The organism is Paraburkholderia sp. J11-2 (genome assembly GCF_905220185.1).
GTDB lineage: Bacteria > Pseudomonadota > Gammaproteobacteria > Burkholderiales > Burkholderiaceae > Paraburkholderia.
Genome location: NZ_CAJMYY010000006.1, coordinates 166,723 through 181,543 on the forward strand (window position 1 = coordinate 166,723; position 14,821 = coordinate 181,543).

General features: G+C 62.4%; 15 protein-coding genes. 5 read left to right on the forward strand and 10 right to left on the reverse strand.

Annotated features, from left to right (window positions below; translation table 11 throughout):
* The first annotated feature begins 139 nt into the window (after positions 1–139).
* A complete protein-coding gene (locus U5A57_RS10745; RefSeq protein WP_321910864.1) occupies positions 140–655 on the forward strand; it encodes a helix-turn-helix domain-containing protein in 516 nt (171 codons plus the stop codon).
* 32 nt (positions 656–687) lie between these two features.
* On the opposite strand, the gene U5A57_RS10750 is transcribed toward U5A57_RS10745, so the two are convergent.
* Complete coding sequence (locus U5A57_RS10750; protein ID WP_321910656.1) at positions 688–1,590, reverse strand: LysR family transcriptional regulator; 903 nt, start codon at positions 1,588–1,590, stop codon at positions 688–690.
* A 133-nt stretch (positions 1,591–1,723) separates the two neighbouring features.
* Between U5A57_RS10750 and U5A57_RS10755 the strand changes: the two genes are divergently transcribed.
* Positions 1,724–2,227 (forward strand): DUF1993 domain-containing protein, encoded by a 504-nt coding sequence (locus U5A57_RS10755; protein ID WP_321910658.1) that lies wholly within the window; start codon positions 1,724–1,726, stop codon positions 2,225–2,227.
* A gap of 102 nt (positions 2,228–2,329) precedes the next feature.
* Here the strand turns inward: U5A57_RS10755 and U5A57_RS10760 are convergent, their stop codons facing one another.
* The 5 genes from U5A57_RS10760 to U5A57_RS10780 form a co-directional block, all read right to left on the reverse strand.
* Positions 2,330–3,151: an SDR family NAD(P)-dependent oxidoreductase gene (locus tag U5A57_RS10760; RefSeq protein WP_321910660.1), complete on the reverse strand. Its 822-nt coding sequence runs from the start codon at positions 3,149–3,151 to the stop codon at positions 2,330–2,332.
* 28 nt (positions 3,152–3,179) lie between these two features.
* Entirely contained in the window at positions 3,180–3,596 is a 417-nt protein-coding gene (locus tag U5A57_RS10765) for a MaoC family dehydratase (RefSeq protein WP_321910661.1), read from the reverse strand.
* Between the two features lie 13 nt (positions 3,597–3,609).
* Positions 3,610–4,050, reverse strand: a complete 441-nt coding sequence (locus U5A57_RS10770) for a MaoC family dehydratase N-terminal domain-containing protein (RefSeq protein ID WP_321910663.1) — start codon at positions 4,048–4,050, stop codon at positions 3,610–3,612.
* A 28-nt stretch (positions 4,051–4,078) separates the two neighbouring features.
* A complete protein-coding gene (locus tag U5A57_RS10775) occupies positions 4,079–5,263 on the reverse strand; it encodes a lipid-transfer protein (RefSeq protein ID WP_321910664.1) in 1,185 nt (394 codons plus the stop codon).
* Positions 5,264–5,418: 155 nt separating this feature from the next.
* Complete coding sequence (locus U5A57_RS10780) at positions 5,419–7,332, reverse strand: feruloyl-CoA synthase (RefSeq protein ID WP_321910666.1); 1,914 nt, start codon at positions 7,330–7,332, stop codon at positions 5,419–5,421.
* A gap of 585 nt (positions 7,333–7,917) precedes the next feature.
* Here U5A57_RS10780 and U5A57_RS10785 point away from each other — a divergent pair.
* Complete coding sequence (locus U5A57_RS10785; RefSeq protein ID WP_321910668.1) at positions 7,918–9,438, forward strand: DUF1254 domain-containing protein; 1,521 nt, start codon at positions 7,918–7,920, stop codon at positions 9,436–9,438.
* A gap of 54 nt (positions 9,439–9,492) precedes the next feature.
* Here U5A57_RS10785 and U5A57_RS10790 read toward each other — a convergent pair whose 3' ends face one another.
* Entirely contained in the window at positions 9,493–10,245 is a 753-nt protein-coding gene (locus tag U5A57_RS10790) for a hypothetical protein (RefSeq protein ID WP_321910669.1), read from the reverse strand.
* A gap of 18 nt (positions 10,246–10,263) precedes the next feature.
* A complete protein-coding gene (locus U5A57_RS10795; protein WP_321910671.1) occupies positions 10,264–11,724 on the reverse strand; it encodes an amino acid permease in 1,461 nt (486 codons plus the stop codon).
* 187 nt (positions 11,725–11,911) lie between these two features.
* On the opposite strand from U5A57_RS10795, the gene U5A57_RS10800 reads away from it, so the two are divergent.
* Positions 11,912–12,268 (forward strand): hypothetical protein, encoded by a 357-nt coding sequence (locus U5A57_RS10800; RefSeq protein WP_321910672.1) that lies wholly within the window; start codon positions 11,912–11,914, stop codon positions 12,266–12,268.
* A 92-nt stretch (positions 12,269–12,360) separates the two neighbouring features.
* Here U5A57_RS10800 and U5A57_RS10805 read toward each other — a convergent pair whose 3' ends face one another.
* Positions 12,361–12,657 carry a cupredoxin family copper-binding protein gene (locus tag U5A57_RS10805; protein WP_321910865.1) on the reverse strand — a complete coding sequence of 99 codons (297 nt, stop codon included), beginning with the start codon at positions 12,655–12,657 and terminating at the stop codon, positions 12,361–12,363.
* Between the two features lie 86 nt (positions 12,658–12,743).
* Entirely contained in the window at positions 12,744–13,688 is a 945-nt protein-coding gene (locus U5A57_RS10810) for a metallophosphoesterase family protein (RefSeq protein ID WP_321910867.1), read from the reverse strand.
* A gap of 187 nt (positions 13,689–13,875) precedes the next feature.
* Here U5A57_RS10810 and U5A57_RS10815 point away from each other — a divergent pair, with 187 nt between their 5' ends.
* A complete protein-coding gene (locus U5A57_RS10815; protein ID WP_415774601.1) occupies positions 13,876–14,721 on the forward strand; it encodes a hypothetical protein in 846 nt (281 codons plus the stop codon).
* The last annotated feature ends 100 nt before the right edge of the window (positions 14,722–14,821 follow it).

Sequence of the window (14,821 nt, forward strand, 5' to 3'; positions counted from 1 at the left end):
CCGGAACAACTGCCAGCTAAGTTTCGTGACGCAACTATAGGGAACGCAGTTGCGTCACGCTACGGGCCGAAACCGGGAAGCTATTCCCCAGAATCTGGTTAAGTTGCATGACGAAACTTCAGCTACGATGCGTTTCATCATGTACAGAAAACGCTTCGATGGAATGGACTGCTCGATCGCTCGCGCCCTCGACGAGGTTGGCGAGTGGTGGACGCTTTTGATCGTTCGGGAGTGCACGCAAGGCAGCAGGCGCTTCGACGAATTCCAGAGCGGGCTCGGCATCGCCCGTAATGTCTTGACGGCACGGCTCGAACGTCTGATCGAACTGGATATTCTTGAGCGGTTCCCGGTCGCGGAACGGGCAAACACGTTTGGCTACCGCTTGACCTCGAAAGGGGCGGACCTGTACCCGGTGCTGGTCGCGCTCATGCAATGGGGGGACAAGTGGCTTGCGCCGAATGGAAAGCCGCGGATCGCATTGGTAGAGCATGCGAGCGGGAACCCCGTCGAGGCGGTGGAGGTTCGCGCAACGACCGGGCAGGCGCTCACGTATCGAGACGTTCGGTTCGCTGCCGGTCCAGGCGCGACGCAAACAACGCGCGAGTTGATCGACGAGCGCAATGACCGGGTACTCGGCGATCAACCGGGCGAGTGATGAGTTTTGAGGGCGGTCGTCCCTGGCCCAGCTTAGCGCCGCTTTTGCTTGCCGAATCTGGACATCGATTCCCTGAGCCTGGGCGCCGCGAAGTCGATGAAATGGCGCAGTTTTACGGCCATGAGGTTTCTGGACACATGAACCAGATGCACAGGCACAGGCTCAACTTCGAACTGAGGCAGGAGTATCTCGAGCTGCCCGTTTCGAAGCGCTTCATCCGCATCGTGCTCGAATACGAAGGTGATGCCCACGTTGTCCACGGCGGCGCTCACTGCGGCGTCGGGTGAAGTCACCTCGAGCCGAGGCTTCACTTCGAGCAGATAGACCTTGTGGGTGGCGGGAAGGCGAAAGCGCCACGGCGAAAGATACGGGCTGTTGAAGACGATGCACGAATACTTCACGAGATCATCCGGCTCGCGCGGCAGCGTGTGTTGGCCGAGGAAGGCCGGACTTGCGCAGACGACCGGCCGCAGTGAACCTATGCGCGTCGCGATCATGCTGCTATCGGCGAGTTCGCCGATGCGCACTGCGAGGTCGGCGTGTGAATCGATGAGGTCGATGTTTCGATCGGAAAGCAGGAGCCGAACGGTGATGTCCGGATACTGAGCGAGGAACTGATTGATGACGGGCAAGACATGCAGGCGGCCCAACTGCACGGGTGCAGTCACGACCAGTTCCCCTTTTGCTGTCGCAAACTCGCCCGTGGCTTCGCGCTCCTGTTCGCGCACGAGGTCGAGGATGCGTCGCGCCGCTGCGACGTATGCGATGCCCGCGTCGGTCAAGGTCAGCTTTCGCGTGGTTCGTATCAGCAAGCGGGTTCCCAGCATCTCCTCGAGATCGGCAACTTTACGAGTGAGTGTGCTGACTGGAATCTTCAGTTCGCGAGCTGCTGCCGACAGGCTGCCCCTGTCCACTGCGCCCAGCAACATTTCCATGGCTTCTAGTCGGTCCAACGCGTTCGCCCACGTGGAATCAGGTCGCCCAATTGTATGGGAAGTTCAGGCCGGCGTGGCGGCTTGTTCAGTCCATAGCGTGACTTTACGAAAACATCTGTTCAAGGAGAGCCCGATGTATGCACAGGCGATTGCACAATGCGTGCAAGCAGTCAGAACCATGGAAACCTACCTCGACAAAGCGGAGCGCTTCGCGAATGCGAGAAAGTTCGATGTTGCCGTTCTGTTATCGACACGTCTCGCTCCCGACATGGGAGGATTGCTCTATCAGATACAAAGCGCCTGCGACTATTTGAAGGGTGGGGCCGCCTGGCTTTCAGGGCAGCAGCCACCGCGACATGAAGACAATGAGCAAACGCTTGACGAAGCGCGTGCGCGCATCCGCAAGACAATTGAGTTCGCTGAAAGCGTGCCGGCAGACCGGTACGACGACGCAGCCGCACAAGTCGTAAAGGTATCATGGGTGCCGGGGAAGCTGACGGGAGAAAACTATCTGCTGCAGATCGTGATTCCGAATGTGTACTTCCATGTCGCCATGGCATACGCGATCTTGCGCACGAATGGGGTCGAGGTTGGCAAATTGGACTTCATTGGTCCGGTGAATGCGTTCGACGCCTGATTGGCGGGGCGCTTTTGCGCGACAAGAGCAGAAAAAAAGCTCCGGTTGGCGTTTCACCAACCGGAGCGAGTGCGAGAAGCGACGTTGTTGTGGCCGGCAGCGTTACTGCAGATTGCCGGCTACGGCGATGGTCTGGCCGGTGATGTAGTTCGATTCGGGCGAGCAGAACAGGTACACGCCGCCCGCTGCCTCCTCGGGCTTGCCGCCACGGCCGAGCGGATTGCGCTGGGCATGCGCCTTGAAGAAGTCCGCATTCAGGCCCACGCGGATATCGCGGCCTTCGATCTGCACGGTTTCGGCCGCTTCGGTGCTGACCGTCATGCGCGTGTGGATGAGACCGAACGCCACGCAGTTCACGTTGACGTTGAAGCGGCCCCACTCGCGTGCGAGCGCGCGCGTCATGCCGATCACACCGGCCTTCGCGGACGAGTAGTTCATCTGGCCGGCGTTGCCGTTGAGCGCGGACGTGGACGAGATATTCACGATCTTGCGATAGACTTCGCGGCCTTGCGCGACGTCCGCCTGATGCAAGGCCTTGATATGCGGATAGGCGGCGCGCAGGATACGAAATGGCGCGGTCATGTGGCAATCGAGGATCGCGTACCACTGCTCGTCGCTCATCTTCTGGATCACGTCGTCCCACGTGTAGCCGGCGTTGTTGACGATGATGTCGATGCCCTTGTACGTGCTCATCGCCGTGTTGACGATGCGCTCGCCGAAGTCCGGCGCGCTCACGTTGCCGACGCACGCCACCGCCTCGGCGCCCATTTTCCTGAGCGTTTCGACCGTTTCTTGCGCCGGATCGGCGTCGAGGTCGTTGATGACGAGGCGCGCGCCTTCGCTCGCCAGCTTCTCTGCAATTGCGCGGCCGATGCCACGCCCCGATCCGGTGACGAGCGCCACCTTGCCGTCAAGCTTTCCCATCTTGCTGTCTCCTGTGAGTCGATGCGAATTACAAGGCGACCACGGCGTCGCCGACGACGCGCGGTTCACCATACTGATTGGATGTCTGGATTTCGAGTCGCACGCGCTTCTCGCCATCCACCTCGAACTTCTCGACCACGCGCCCGGTGCAGGTGATTTGATGTCCGAGATGCGTGATGCCGACGAATCGCACACCGAAATGACGCAGCTGCCGCTGATCGACCCACTGCGTGAGCAACCGGCCGAGCCACGCCATCGAGAGCATGCCGTGCGCGAACACATCGGGCATGCCGGCGCGGCGTGCGTAGTCGATATCGATATGCACGGCGTTGTGATCGCCCGACGCGCCCGCGAAGAGTGCGAGCGTCGTGCGGCTCACGGGCGGCAGCGTCAGCGGCGGGAGCGTGTCGCCGGCCTTGATGTCGTCGAAACGAATACTGTTCATGGTGTTCTCCCGTTCAGCCGTTGCGTTGCACGAGCACGCTGCGCAGATCCGCCACGTGTTCGCCGTGCTGGTTGGTCACGCGCGTTTCGCGCACGACGAACTCCAGCGCGCCGCCTTTCTTGTCGTAGATGTCCGCGATGCGGCACTGAAAGCGCAGCACGTCGCCGGCGTACGCCTGGCGGTGATAGGTGAAGGACTCCTCGCCATGAAGAATGCGCGCCATCTCGATGCCGACTTCTTCGCGCCATGCGGTGTTCGGCTGCTCGAGTTCCAGCGAGAACAGGAAAGTGGGCGGAAGCGGCAGGGCGGGATGGTCCGCGTCGCGTGCCGCGGACTCGTCGAAGTAAACCGGATTGGTCTCGCCAGTCGCTTTCGCGAAAAAGCGCAGCTGTCCGGCTTCGGCCGTCACGCTGAACTCGGGCATCGTCTTGCCAATGAATTGCTTGTCGATCATGTCGATCGCTCCTCCCGTGCCTGGCAGATCAAGCCGACTTGTAGACCGTGACGACGCACGCGCCGCCAAGACCCACGTTGTGTGCGAGCGCAACCTTCGCGCCTTCCACCTGGCGCTGATCGGCGCGGCCGCGCAGTTGCTGCGTCAGTTCATAGCATTGCGCAAGGCCGGTTGCGCCGAGCGGGTGGCCCTTGGAGAGCAGGCCGCCCGACGGATTGACGACCCATTCGCCGCCATAGGTGTTGTCGCCGTCGTTGACGAGCTTCTCGGCTTCGCCTTCCGGGCACAGGCCCAGCGCTTCGTACGTGATCAGCTCGTTCTGTGCGAAGCAGTCGTGCAGCTCGATAACGTCCACGTCCTTGGGCCCGATGCCTGCCTGCTCATAGACTTGTTGAGCCGCGAGGCGCGTCATGTCGAAGCCGACGACGCGGATCATGTCGCGAGCGTCGTAGGTGCTAGGCAGGTCGGTCGTGAGCGATTGCGCCGCGATCATGACGTCGGTGCGCAAGCCGCGCTTCTTTGCGAATTCTTCCGACACGACGATCGCCGCTGCGGCGCCGCAGGTCGGCGGGCAGGCCATCAAGCGTGTGAGCACGCCTTCCCACAGCATGGGGGCGGCCATGACGTCTTCGGTCGAGACGATGTTGCGGAACACGGCGAGCGGATTGCGCGCGGCGTGCTGGCTTGCCTTCGCGCGAATCTTCGCGAACGTTTCGAGCTTGGTGCCGTACTTCTTCATATGCGCGTGGCCCGCGCCGGCGAACTGGCGGATCGCGCTCGGCAGGTCGGGGCGGTCGACCAGTTCGTCGACGAGGTTCAGTGCACGCTCGAGCGCACGCTCACGATCGTCCCAATGCCCTTTGAGCGCCCCCGGCTGCATGAATTCGAAGCCAACCGCGAGCGCGCAGTCGACCGCACCGCTCTGCACGGCTTGCCGGGCGAGAAAAAGCGCCGACGATCCGGTGGCGCAGTTGTTGTTCACATTGATGACCGGGATGCCGGACATGCCGACGTGATACAACGCCTTCTGTCCGCAGGTCGAATCGCCGTACACGTAGCCGGCATATGCCTGCTGCACGTCGCGATATTCGAGGCCCGCGTCCGCGAGCGCCTGACGCGTGGCGATGGCGCCCATCGTGTCGTACGTTTCGCTCGTACCGGGCTTCTTGAACGGGATCATGCCGACACCGGCAACATAGACATTTCGGCTCATGGAGCGACTCCTTCGGAATAACAGGTTAGGGTTAAGACTTGCGCGCGACGAAGTCGCATATGGCTGTACAGTTCGCCATCCTTATCAAATATCATTCGACCGATCTGCAAGGCGGTGTCGCAAGACCATGAGCGACGCCGCTGCGGGCGGCTAAATCAGCGAATGCGGGCGATATGCGCGTCAGGCTCGGCGCGGTACAGGGCTTCGACGAGATGCGCCCGGCGCGAGCGCGTGACGGCCTGATTGACGTATCCCTTGTCGGCGATCTCGTTGGCGTCCATCGAAGGGGGCTCGTCCATCAGCATCAAGCGCTCGACGCTCAGGCTGGCTGCTCCGGTGCGGGTCTTGCCAAGCCGTTTGCGAAGTTCGGAAACGAGCACGGGATGCCGGACGAGCGCGGCGGCGTCGAGGCCGGCGAGTTCCGGAAATGCGCGCTGACACGCACCGACGTTGGGCCACGCAAGCGCCGCGAGAAAGTCGTGATCGTGGCCGCAGATCACGGCGTCGCTGAGGAGTGGCGCGCATTGCTCCAGCAGCGCGAGGCGCACGGCGCCGGTGCGCACCCATGTGCCGTTGGTGAGCTTGAAGTCCTCGACCACACGGCCTGCGAACATCATGCCGGCGGCCGGATTGTCCGGATCGACGAGCCGCACCGCGTCGCCGAGGCGGAAAAAGCCTTCTTCGTCGAACGCCTGCGCGCTCAGTTCCGGATTCCTGATATAGCCGCCGAAGATGTGCGCGCCGCGCATGCGGAATTCGAAGCGTCCGTCGCCGCCTTCCAGCGGGCAGAGCTTTACTTCGGCGCCGGGCACGGGGGTGCCGATGTTGCCGACTTGTTCGGTCGGCCAGCTGCAGTAGGTGCCCATGCCGGTGGTTTCGGTCGCGGCGAGCCCCGAGCAAAACATGATGCGTGTACCGATCGTCTGCTCGGCAACGCGCTGGATGCGCTGCCAGACATCCACGGGCAGGCTCGCGCCGCCGTAGCCAAAGCATTGCGCGTTCGAGAACACGCTGCGCGCCAGCTCCGGATCGCGCTCCAGCTCGTTCGCGAGGACCGCCCATGCGGAAGGCACGCTCGTGAAGATCGTCGGCGAGACTTCACGCAGGTTGCGCACGATGCGCTCGATGAGACCCGGCAGCGGGCGTCCGTCGTCGATGTAATGGGTTGCGCCGAATTCGACCGAGCGGCCGAGGTTCAGCACGCCGCCAAGGGCATGATGCCAGGGGAGCCAGTCGAGGAACACGGGCTGCGCATCGTGCAGCCACGCGAGATTGTCCGCATAGTAGGAGGCGACTGCCCGGAAGTTGCGATAGGTCAGCGCCACGCCTTTGGGCACACCCGTCGAGCCGGATGTGAACAGCACCCGCACGGTGTCGTCGAGCCGGATCGCGGCGTGCGCCGCCGCGACCGCGGCACGGCGCGCCGGCGTAAGCGACGTGGCCGCGAGGGCGCTCCACGCAAGCTGGTCGCCGCGCGGTTCTTCGACGGCAATGACGGGTGCTTCAATGTCCTTGAGCAGGTCCAGTGCACGCTCGAACACGCTCGCTGACTGTACGAAAATCGCGGCAGGCGGCACGAGCTCGACGACCCCCTTGAGCCTCGCAAAGTCCTTGCTGAGCATGGCGTAAGCAGGGCAGACCGGTGCAGTGGGTACGCGCACGTATTCGGCGGCGAGCAGCAACACGGCCTGCTCGAGGGAGTTGCCCGAAAGCAGCATGAGCGGCCGGTCCGGGCCCAGCCCCAGGTCGAGCAATGCGGCCGCAACGCACTGGACCTGCTCCCACAGTTGCCGCCATGTCATCGCGCGCCACGCGCCGTCTTCGCCGCGCTGGCAGAAGGCCGCCGTGTCGCCGCGCTGCTGCGCCCATTGCGCAATGAAATCGGCAAAGCTCGTCTGGCTGATAGCGGGCGGCGGGTTCGCGGAGCGCAGAATCAGCGTGCCGTCAACGCGGCGCTCGACCAGCGTTCGCCGTTGAGGAAATCGGGCGGCGCGCCAGGGTGGCGCCGCGTGTTGTGGGTCGATGACGTGGGTCACTACGCCTGTCTCCTTGGCATCCAGACGCGGCATGTCGTGCTCCGCGCCTTGTTCTGTGGGCTCTACGGCTTCTAGGATAGACGGCGGCTCAAGGGGGCGAGCCCACCCTAAAGTGGTGGTGTTCGCCGGCGGGTTGCGCGGTGAAACGCCGTCCGGCGTGGCGGCGTTGCGGCATCGGGACGATACGAGGGAAAGCCGATTCGCTCCGGCGCGCTCGATAACGAGGTTGGGAAGACCCGCGAAGACAGACCGTCTGAGCCATTTCCGGCTGCGCCGAAGCGCGTGCAGGCGGGAATCACACCGGGCGCCTGGTCATGAATACGCGCTTCAGGCCATTTTCCTCGGCCCGGTAGACGGTCGGCGAGAACGGCGGGTCTTGAATGCGGATGCATCGAGGTGTTTTGCGGGGCGGTGATCGGGTATCAGAAGGATTGCAAACGATCGGCCCTGATCCAGAGGATTCGCCCGGTAAGCATACAGGCCCGGTGGTGACGGCGGCTACCGGTCACGCTCGACTATGCAGGAATCCGCCTGTGCTAGCCTCCTTGGTGCCCGTTGGATACAGGGCCTGCACGGCACACGATTTTTCCGGTAACCATCGCTTGGAGGAAAGCCTTCATGAAACGTCAGGGCCAGTGTTTCGCCTTTCTCACGCTTGCGGGTCTCGCGCTCGTCGGTGCAAAAGTTGCCTTCGGGCAAGACTCGCATTACGACGCGCTCGCCAACGCACCGTTCGACAAAGACTATCCGACCGCCGCCACGTCGCGCAGCATGCAAGAGGAACTGATCTTCCAGCGCGCCACACAGGCCTACCTGTGGGGGCTGCCCGCCATCAACATGTGGGCAATGAAGGAAGGCTCGGAGAAAATATTCGGTGCGGGCTATAACGTGCTGCCGGTGTGGAAGGAGCGCATCAAGGCCTCGACGCAGGTCACGACGCCGAACTCGGACGTCGTATACGCGATGGGCTATCTCGACCTGCACAAGGACGGACCGCTCGTGGTCGAGGTGCCGCCCGGCGTGCAAGGCATGTTCGACGACTTCTTCCAGCGTCCTCTCGTCGGCCCGACGATCGGCGGCCAGACCTGGACGGGCGACGTCGGCTTTGCCGGCCCTGACAAGGGCAAGGGCGGCACCTATGTGCTGCTGCCACCCGACTACAAAGGCGAGCCAAAGAACGTGCCGAAGGATGCGTTCATCTACCGCTCGCGGACGTATAACGTGTTCCTGTTCTGGCGCGCCTTCTTTAGCGATCCAAAGGATCTATCAAAACCGAATGCCGAGATCGCTGCTACGCATATCTATCCGCTCGGGCACAAGGAAACGGCAAAGCCGATGCAGTTTCCGAATGCCAACGAGAAGCCCGCCAACCTGCTGTTTGCGCACGATGCCAGCTACTTCGACATGATGTCGCGCTTCATCGACAGCGAATATGTCGACCCCGCCGATCTCGACATGCGTGGCTTCCTGCATACGATCGGCATCGACAAGGGTAAGCCCTTCGAGCCTTCGGCCGAGATGCGCGCGCTGCTCGACAAAGCCGCTGCAACCGGCTTCAAGATGAGCAAGGTGGTCATCACGGACATGATCGCGCGCGAGCCAGGCGGCAAATACTATCCGGATCGTCAGTGGATCAACGTCTTCGCCGGCGAGAACACGGCATTCCAGTCAAGCGAGACGTTCACCAATCTCGAACAGCGCTCCGGGTACTTTACGAGCGCCTATTCGGCGAGCCCGGGCATGGTGAAGAATCTCGTGGGAGCGGGCGCCAAGTACCCCGTCACGTTCCGTGACAAGGATGGCCATTTCCTCGACGGCGGCCAGTCGTACACGTTGCGCTTGCCGCCGCATATTCCGGCGAAGAACTTCTGGTCCGCGACGGTCTACGACGCCACGACGGCCTCGGGTCTCGACAACGGCCAGCCGTTCCCATCGCTGAACCAGATGGACAAGCCGGTGCAGAACGCCGATGGATCGACCGATCTCTACTTCGGTCCCACGGCGCCCCCGGGCAAGGAGAAAAACTGGCTGCGCACGGTGCCAGGCAAGGGTTACTTCGTGATCTTCCGCCTGTATTCGCCGGAACAGGCGTTCTTCGACCAAACGTGGAAGCCAGGCGACCTTGAAAAGAGCAGCTAAGGTTGTCGGGTGGGCGTCGAGGCACGACGCCGCTCGGACATCGGCAAGCTCTCGTCACATGGTTCCGCTGCCGCTGCCCGTTCCGCCCGTGCCGGAAGAAGGGGCGGACGTTGCGGTAAGCGGATGGGCGAGGCCCGCCGTGGACAACAGCGATACGGCGGCCGGATCGGGCATGCCATTGGCATCGATCGCTCCCGCCGCCGCTAGCGCGACCAGATCGCTGTCGACGCCTGGCTGGCCAACCGTGAAGGATGTCGTGAGAAACGCCGGTACCGCCAGCGTGAGCGCGTAGTGCTGCTGCAGATTCGTGACGACTGCGGATTGCGCCGCCTGCACGTCGGCCTGGCTAGCCAGCGCTTGCTGGTACTGCGAGTTGGTCGGGAAGCCCGCTATCAAGCCATTCTCGTTCGTGCCGAGTTGCGAAGCCATGTAGACAACCATCAGCTCGGTCTCCGGCGTCGTATTGAAGGTCCCACCGGCAAATGCCAGCGAGTGCAGGCTCACGCCGCCGGAGGTCACGGTGAGGATGCAGGGCGGCGTGGCATTGAACGCGATCGTGTAGTGCCCGCCACCGTCGGATAGGGCGGACGCCGAACCCTGCACACAACTGACGTTGAGCGTCGCGCTGGCGAGCGCCGAACCGGTGGCGGCCGTGCCGGAGAGGGTGAGGTTGGGTGTCACGGTTGTGCCGCCGCAACTGCCGAGACCGATGCAGGCGTTCCCGCCGCAAGCGGCAAGCGTTGCGAGGGAAGTCACGCAAATCGCAGCGAACGCCGGACGAACGAAACACGCGTGGTGAACGTTCATGATGGTTCGAGGCCCGCGTCAACCGCGCTCCGGATGGCGCAGTCGCGAATGATGGCGGCCATAAGACATGTAGATCAGCATGCCGATCAGCAGCCAGACGATCAGCCGTACCCAGGTGACGAGCGGAAGACCCACCATCAGCAACAGGCAAAACGCGATCCCGAGAATGGGGACAATGGGCACGCCGGGCGCGCGGAAGGGGCGGTTCGCGTCGGAGTCGCTGCGCCGCAGATAGATGACGGCGCCGCACACGAGCACGAACGCAAACAGCGTCCCGATGCTGACCATTTCGCCGAGTACGCCGATGGGCGTGAGGGCCGCCACGATGGCGACGACTATGCCGATCATGATCTGGCTTCGATGCGGCGTGTGCAAGCGCGGATGGACGGTGGAGAACAGATGGGGCAGCAGCTTGTCCTCCGACATCGTGAAGAAAATACGGCTCTGCCCATAGAGCAGCACGAGTATCACGGTGGTCAGCCCCGTTAGCGCGCCGATCTTGATGAGCACCGAGAACCAGGTGAAACCAATGGCGTCCACCCCTTTGGCAATCGGATCGGGGACGTTCAGTTGTGCGTAGGGAACGAGTCCGGTAAGCACGGCGGCCACGAGGATATAGAGCAGGGTGCAGATAACGAGCGACCCGAGAATACCGATCGGCATGTCGCGCTGCGGCCTTTTCGCTTCCTGCGCAGCGGTCGATACCGCGTCGAAGCCGATGAACGCGAAGAACACCACCGCAGAGCCGCGCAGAATGCCGCTCGCCCCGAAGCTGCCGAATGTGCCGGTGTTGGGCGGCACGAAGGGATGCCAGTTGGCGGAATGCACGAAGAACGCGCCGATGGCGATGAAGGCCACGACGACCGTCAGCTTGACTGCCACCATGATGTTGTTGATACGTGCAGACTCCCGCGTGCCGAGCACCAGCATCGTGGTGAGGATCGCGATGATCAACACTGCGGGGAGATTGATCGTGCCGGTGGCAGTGGTGCCGTCAGGAAGCTGGACGGCGGTGCCTGGAGCGGCAGCGAGCGTTGGCGGGATAGTGATGCCGACGTTATGCAACAGACTGACGATATACCCGGACCACCCGACCGCGACCGTTGCGGCACCCATGGCGTACTCGAGAATCAGGTCCCAGCCGATGATCCACGCAAACACTTCGCCAAGCGTCGCATAGGTATACGTGTACGTGCTGCCGCATACGGGGAGCATGGCGGCCAGTTCGGAGTAGCAAAGGCCCACGAACGCACACGCAATTCCGCCCAGCACAAACGACAGAATGATGCCCGGTCCAGCAAATTGCGCCGCCGCGGTGCCCGTGAGGACAAAAATACCGGCGCCGATAATGGCGCCGATGCCCATCGCCGTGATGCTGGGCGCCCCAAGGGTCTTCGAGAGCGCGCGGCCGCCTTCGGCATCGGCGCTTCCCACTATGTCGGCGACGGACTTGCGCGCCATGTAGCTCGTGTCAGCCATGATAGGTTGTCCCATTCAAATGCGACTGGAAACGACTCGATACGGCTTGCGTTACTTCTTTAGAATAGACACAGGCGCGTGCTCGCGAGGGCTAAGTTTTCAATTTGCCGAACGACGACTGGCGTGCGTGGACAGAGATGTTTCGGAACACTTCAAGTTCAGCCGGATGGCGGCTGGGAGAAGAGGGATGCAAGACGACAAACCGTCGCCACAGGGCGCGACGTACGAGAAAGGGCTCCGGATCGGCGGGACTGGATGGTTCGGGCGAATGGTGGCCGTCGTCGTGAGCGCAATCGTGCTCGTGGTGGCCGCAATGTTGTCGCTGGTGCTGCTTGCCGTGCTGTTCGCGGTGGGCGTGGTCGTGGCCGGCTATCTGTGGTGGAGAATACGCGCGCTGCGCCGGCAGGCGCGCGAGTTCGGCGACGATGGCCGCACCATCGACGTGGAGGTCGTACACAAGGACTCGCGCGGCGACGATGGCCGCACCATCGACGTGGAGGTCGTACACAAGGACTCGCACGGCGACGATATCGCGAAACGCTGACCTTCGATGCTCGCGCAAGCACGTTGAGCGCACGCGCGAGCGTATATCAGCAGTCCGAATAATAGTTGCGCAGAAAAGTTTTCGGCCAGGTGCTACTGCACCGTGATGGTGGCCTTCATATACGGGTGAATGCCGCAGAACACCTTGTATACCCCCGGCTTGTCGAACTTGAACTGATACGTATCGTTCTGGTCGAGCGCCGCCGAGTGAAATACGCCCGCGTCGTTGACGACCGTATGCGGTTCGCCGTCCATGTTTTTCCAGGTGACGGTCGTGCCCGCCTTGACCGTGATGGCCATGGGCGAAAACATGAAATTCTTGATGACGATCTCATTGGGCTCCTGCGCGTGAGCGGCAGGCATGCCAAGGGACGTCCCCGCCATGAGCATGCCGAGTCCGTAAAAGAGGGCGAACGCGCGACGATAGTGAAGGGAGAACATGGCTCGGATCCTTGTTGAATGAGCGATAAGCAAAGTCACGCGAGGGACATGTCGGACAGCGTCGCCGCGAGGGGATGGCGCGAAATCCGGATGCTGGTGACGCCAAGCATCTTCGGCAACTGGTCGCTTGCCACCTTGAGCGGCCCAGGTCCGGGGCCATCGCCGGCAGTCGGTTGCGGATACGCGGTCGAGCGTGCCGTGTGGAACGTGATATTGCCCTCCACCTTCGAAACGATCTGATGAATATGACCGTTGAGCACGGTCACCGAGCCAAAGCGCTTCAGATAATCCATTGCCTGGCCCGCATCGCCGGTACCCCAGCCCCACGGTTCATAGATCGTCCACATAGGCATGTGAGTAAAGACGACGATCGGCGTGCTGGACGTGCGGCCCTTCAGGTCGTTTTCCAGCCATGCGAGCTGGTCCTCGCCCAGATTTCCGAGCCCGTTCGGCTTGAAATGCATCACGTTGACGAGCGCGATGAAGTGCACGCCGCTGTGGTCGAAGCTGTAATAGCCCCGGTTGTCCGATGCCTTGCCGAAACGCTTGAAGTATTCGCCTTGCGGTCCGTCGGTCACATCGTGCTCGCCAGGCGTGGTGTGCAATTCCGTGATGGTGAGACCCGACAGCAATTGCGCCGCCAGATCGAATTCCGCGGGCTTCGAGAGATGGGTGATATCGCCCGTGTGAATGGCCAGCGCCGGTTTGACCGGCATGGCGTTGACGTAGTCGATCGTCTGCTTCAGCGTAGCCGCGACATCGGGATTCGCCTCCTTGTTAAAACCAATATGCGAGTCGCTGATCTGCAGAAAGAGCGGCACGCCGGAATCCGCGGCGTTTTCTTTGGTGCTGGCTGCCAGCGATAGCTCCACGGGTGTGAGGACGCCTCCGGCCAGAACAAACACGGTGCCCATGCCACCGAAGGCGAGGCACTTCAGGGCGTTGCGGCGTGACGGTTGGGAAGGAAGATCTGACGACATGATGTCCTCTCGACTGGGTTCAGGAAGTCGACCGCCAGTGCGATCTGGTGCGATCGGGAGCGCCTCCCGGGCGGGCTTCACGTGCAATACCGCAAACGCTGCTGTTTTATTCCCGGTTGTCGCACGGGAATAACCGGCGTGGGTGTGCGGTAGTGCAGGCGTGCGAAACGAGATGGCGGAAACGAAAATGGACATCATCGAGATGAGCCGTCGCCGCGCCGGCGAAATGAGAATCAAGCTGCAAGTCGTTCTACGTCGAATGCAGCTCGCGTCGGGCCTCGTGATGCTGACTTACCTTTTTCTGCATCTGGTCAATCACGCGCTCGGCATCTGGTCGCTCGAGCTTGCCGGACGCGGTCTCGTGCTCGCGCTGCGGCTTTGGCGCAGCTCGCCCGGAACGCTCGCGCTGTATGGCGCCGCATCGGTGCATTTCGTGTTGGCGTTGCGCACGATCTATGGGCGGCGTCACTGGGCGCTGCCGCCCGCGGAATGGATTCGTCTGTGGGCAGGGCTCAGCTTGCCGCTCCTTCTGATCCGCCATGCTGTGACGACACGGCTTGCGTCTTCGCTCTATGGTTTCGAGCCCAACTACGAGCGTGTCATCGTCGTGCTGCTCACGAGCGGCACCCAGGGGCTGCAACTCGCGCTGCTGGCGCCTGGTTGGATACACGGATGCCTCGGGCTATGGTTCCGGCTGCGCCACCATGCGTGGGCGCGTCGCATGCGGCTGGCGCTGTTGACACTCTTTGTCCTGCTGCCGCTGCTTTCCGCTGCGGGCTTCATCCACATGATGCGGGTCGTCGAGGGCAAGCGCCACCTGCTTCCGCCCGTCGATGCCGCGCTCGTCGTTCATCAAGCCGCCCTCAACGGCGTGCGTCACGATCTCGTCACGCTGTATCTCGCGCTGATTGCCAGTTCGTTGTTCCTCGGCCAGGTGCGCAACGCGCTCGAGCGACGAAGGCTGCGGAGATTCACGGCCAACGCCTGTTTGCTGGCACGCGGTCCGTCGCGCGAACAGGATGTTCGGGAATGACTTTCGATGGCGAATTTGTTCCGCCAGGAAGGCGAAATATTTATATTCAGCGCAGGCGCGCAGGGGAGAAGATACGCGTTCCAGACGTTGTCGAGAGCGG

Bases quoted from the DNA above. Each gene is read 5' to 3' on its own strand.
- U5A57_RS10745 (WP_321910864.1), top strand. From the start codon at position 140: ATGTACAGAAAACGCTTCGATGGAATGGACTGCTCGATCGCTCGCGCC.
- U5A57_RS10750 (WP_321910656.1), bottom strand. From the start codon at position 1,590: ATGGAAATGTTGCTGGGCGCAGTGGACAGGGGCAGCCTGTCGGCAGCA.
- U5A57_RS10755 (WP_321910658.1), top strand. From the start codon at position 1,724: ATGTATGCACAGGCGATTGCACAATGCGTGCAAGCAGTCAGAACCATG.
- U5A57_RS10760 (WP_321910660.1), bottom strand. From the start codon at position 3,151: ATGGGAAAGCTTGACGGCAAGGTGGCGCTCGTCACCGGATCGGGGCGT.
- U5A57_RS10765 (WP_321910661.1), bottom strand. From the start codon at position 3,596: ATGAACAGTATTCGTTTCGACGACATCAAGGCCGGCGACACGCTCCCG.
- U5A57_RS10770 (WP_321910663.1), bottom strand. From the start codon at position 4,050: ATGATCGACAAGCAATTCATTGGCAAGACGATGCCCGAGTTCAGCGTG.
- U5A57_RS10775 (WP_321910664.1), bottom strand. From the start codon at position 5,263: ATGAGCCGAAATGTCTATGTTGCCGGTGTCGGCATGATCCCGTTCAAG.
- U5A57_RS10780 (WP_321910666.1), bottom strand. From the start codon at position 7,332: ATGCCGCGTCTGGATGCCAAGGAGACAGGCGTAGTGACCCACGTCATC.
- U5A57_RS10785 (WP_321910668.1), top strand. From the start codon at position 7,918: ATGAAACGTCAGGGCCAGTGTTTCGCCTTTCTCACGCTTGCGGGTCTC.
- U5A57_RS10790 (WP_321910669.1), bottom strand. From the start codon at position 10,245: ATGAACGTTCACCACGCGTGTTTCGTTCGTCCGGCGTTCGCTGCGATT.
- U5A57_RS10795 (WP_321910671.1), bottom strand. From the start codon at position 11,724: ATGGCTGACACGAGCTACATGGCGCGCAAGTCCGTCGCCGACATAGTG.
- U5A57_RS10800 (WP_321910672.1), top strand. From the start codon at position 11,912: ATGCAAGACGACAAACCGTCGCCACAGGGCGCGACGTACGAGAAAGGG.
- U5A57_RS10805 (WP_321910865.1), bottom strand. From the start codon at position 12,657: ATGCTCATGGCGGGGACGTCCCTTGGCATGCCTGCCGCTCACGCGCAG.
- U5A57_RS10810 (WP_321910867.1), bottom strand. From the start codon at position 13,688: ATGTCGTCAGATCTTCCTTCCCAACCGTCACGCCGCAACGCCCTGAAG.
- U5A57_RS10815 (WP_415774601.1), top strand. From the start codon at position 13,876: ATGGACATCATCGAGATGAGCCGTCGCCGCGCCGGCGAAATGAGAATC.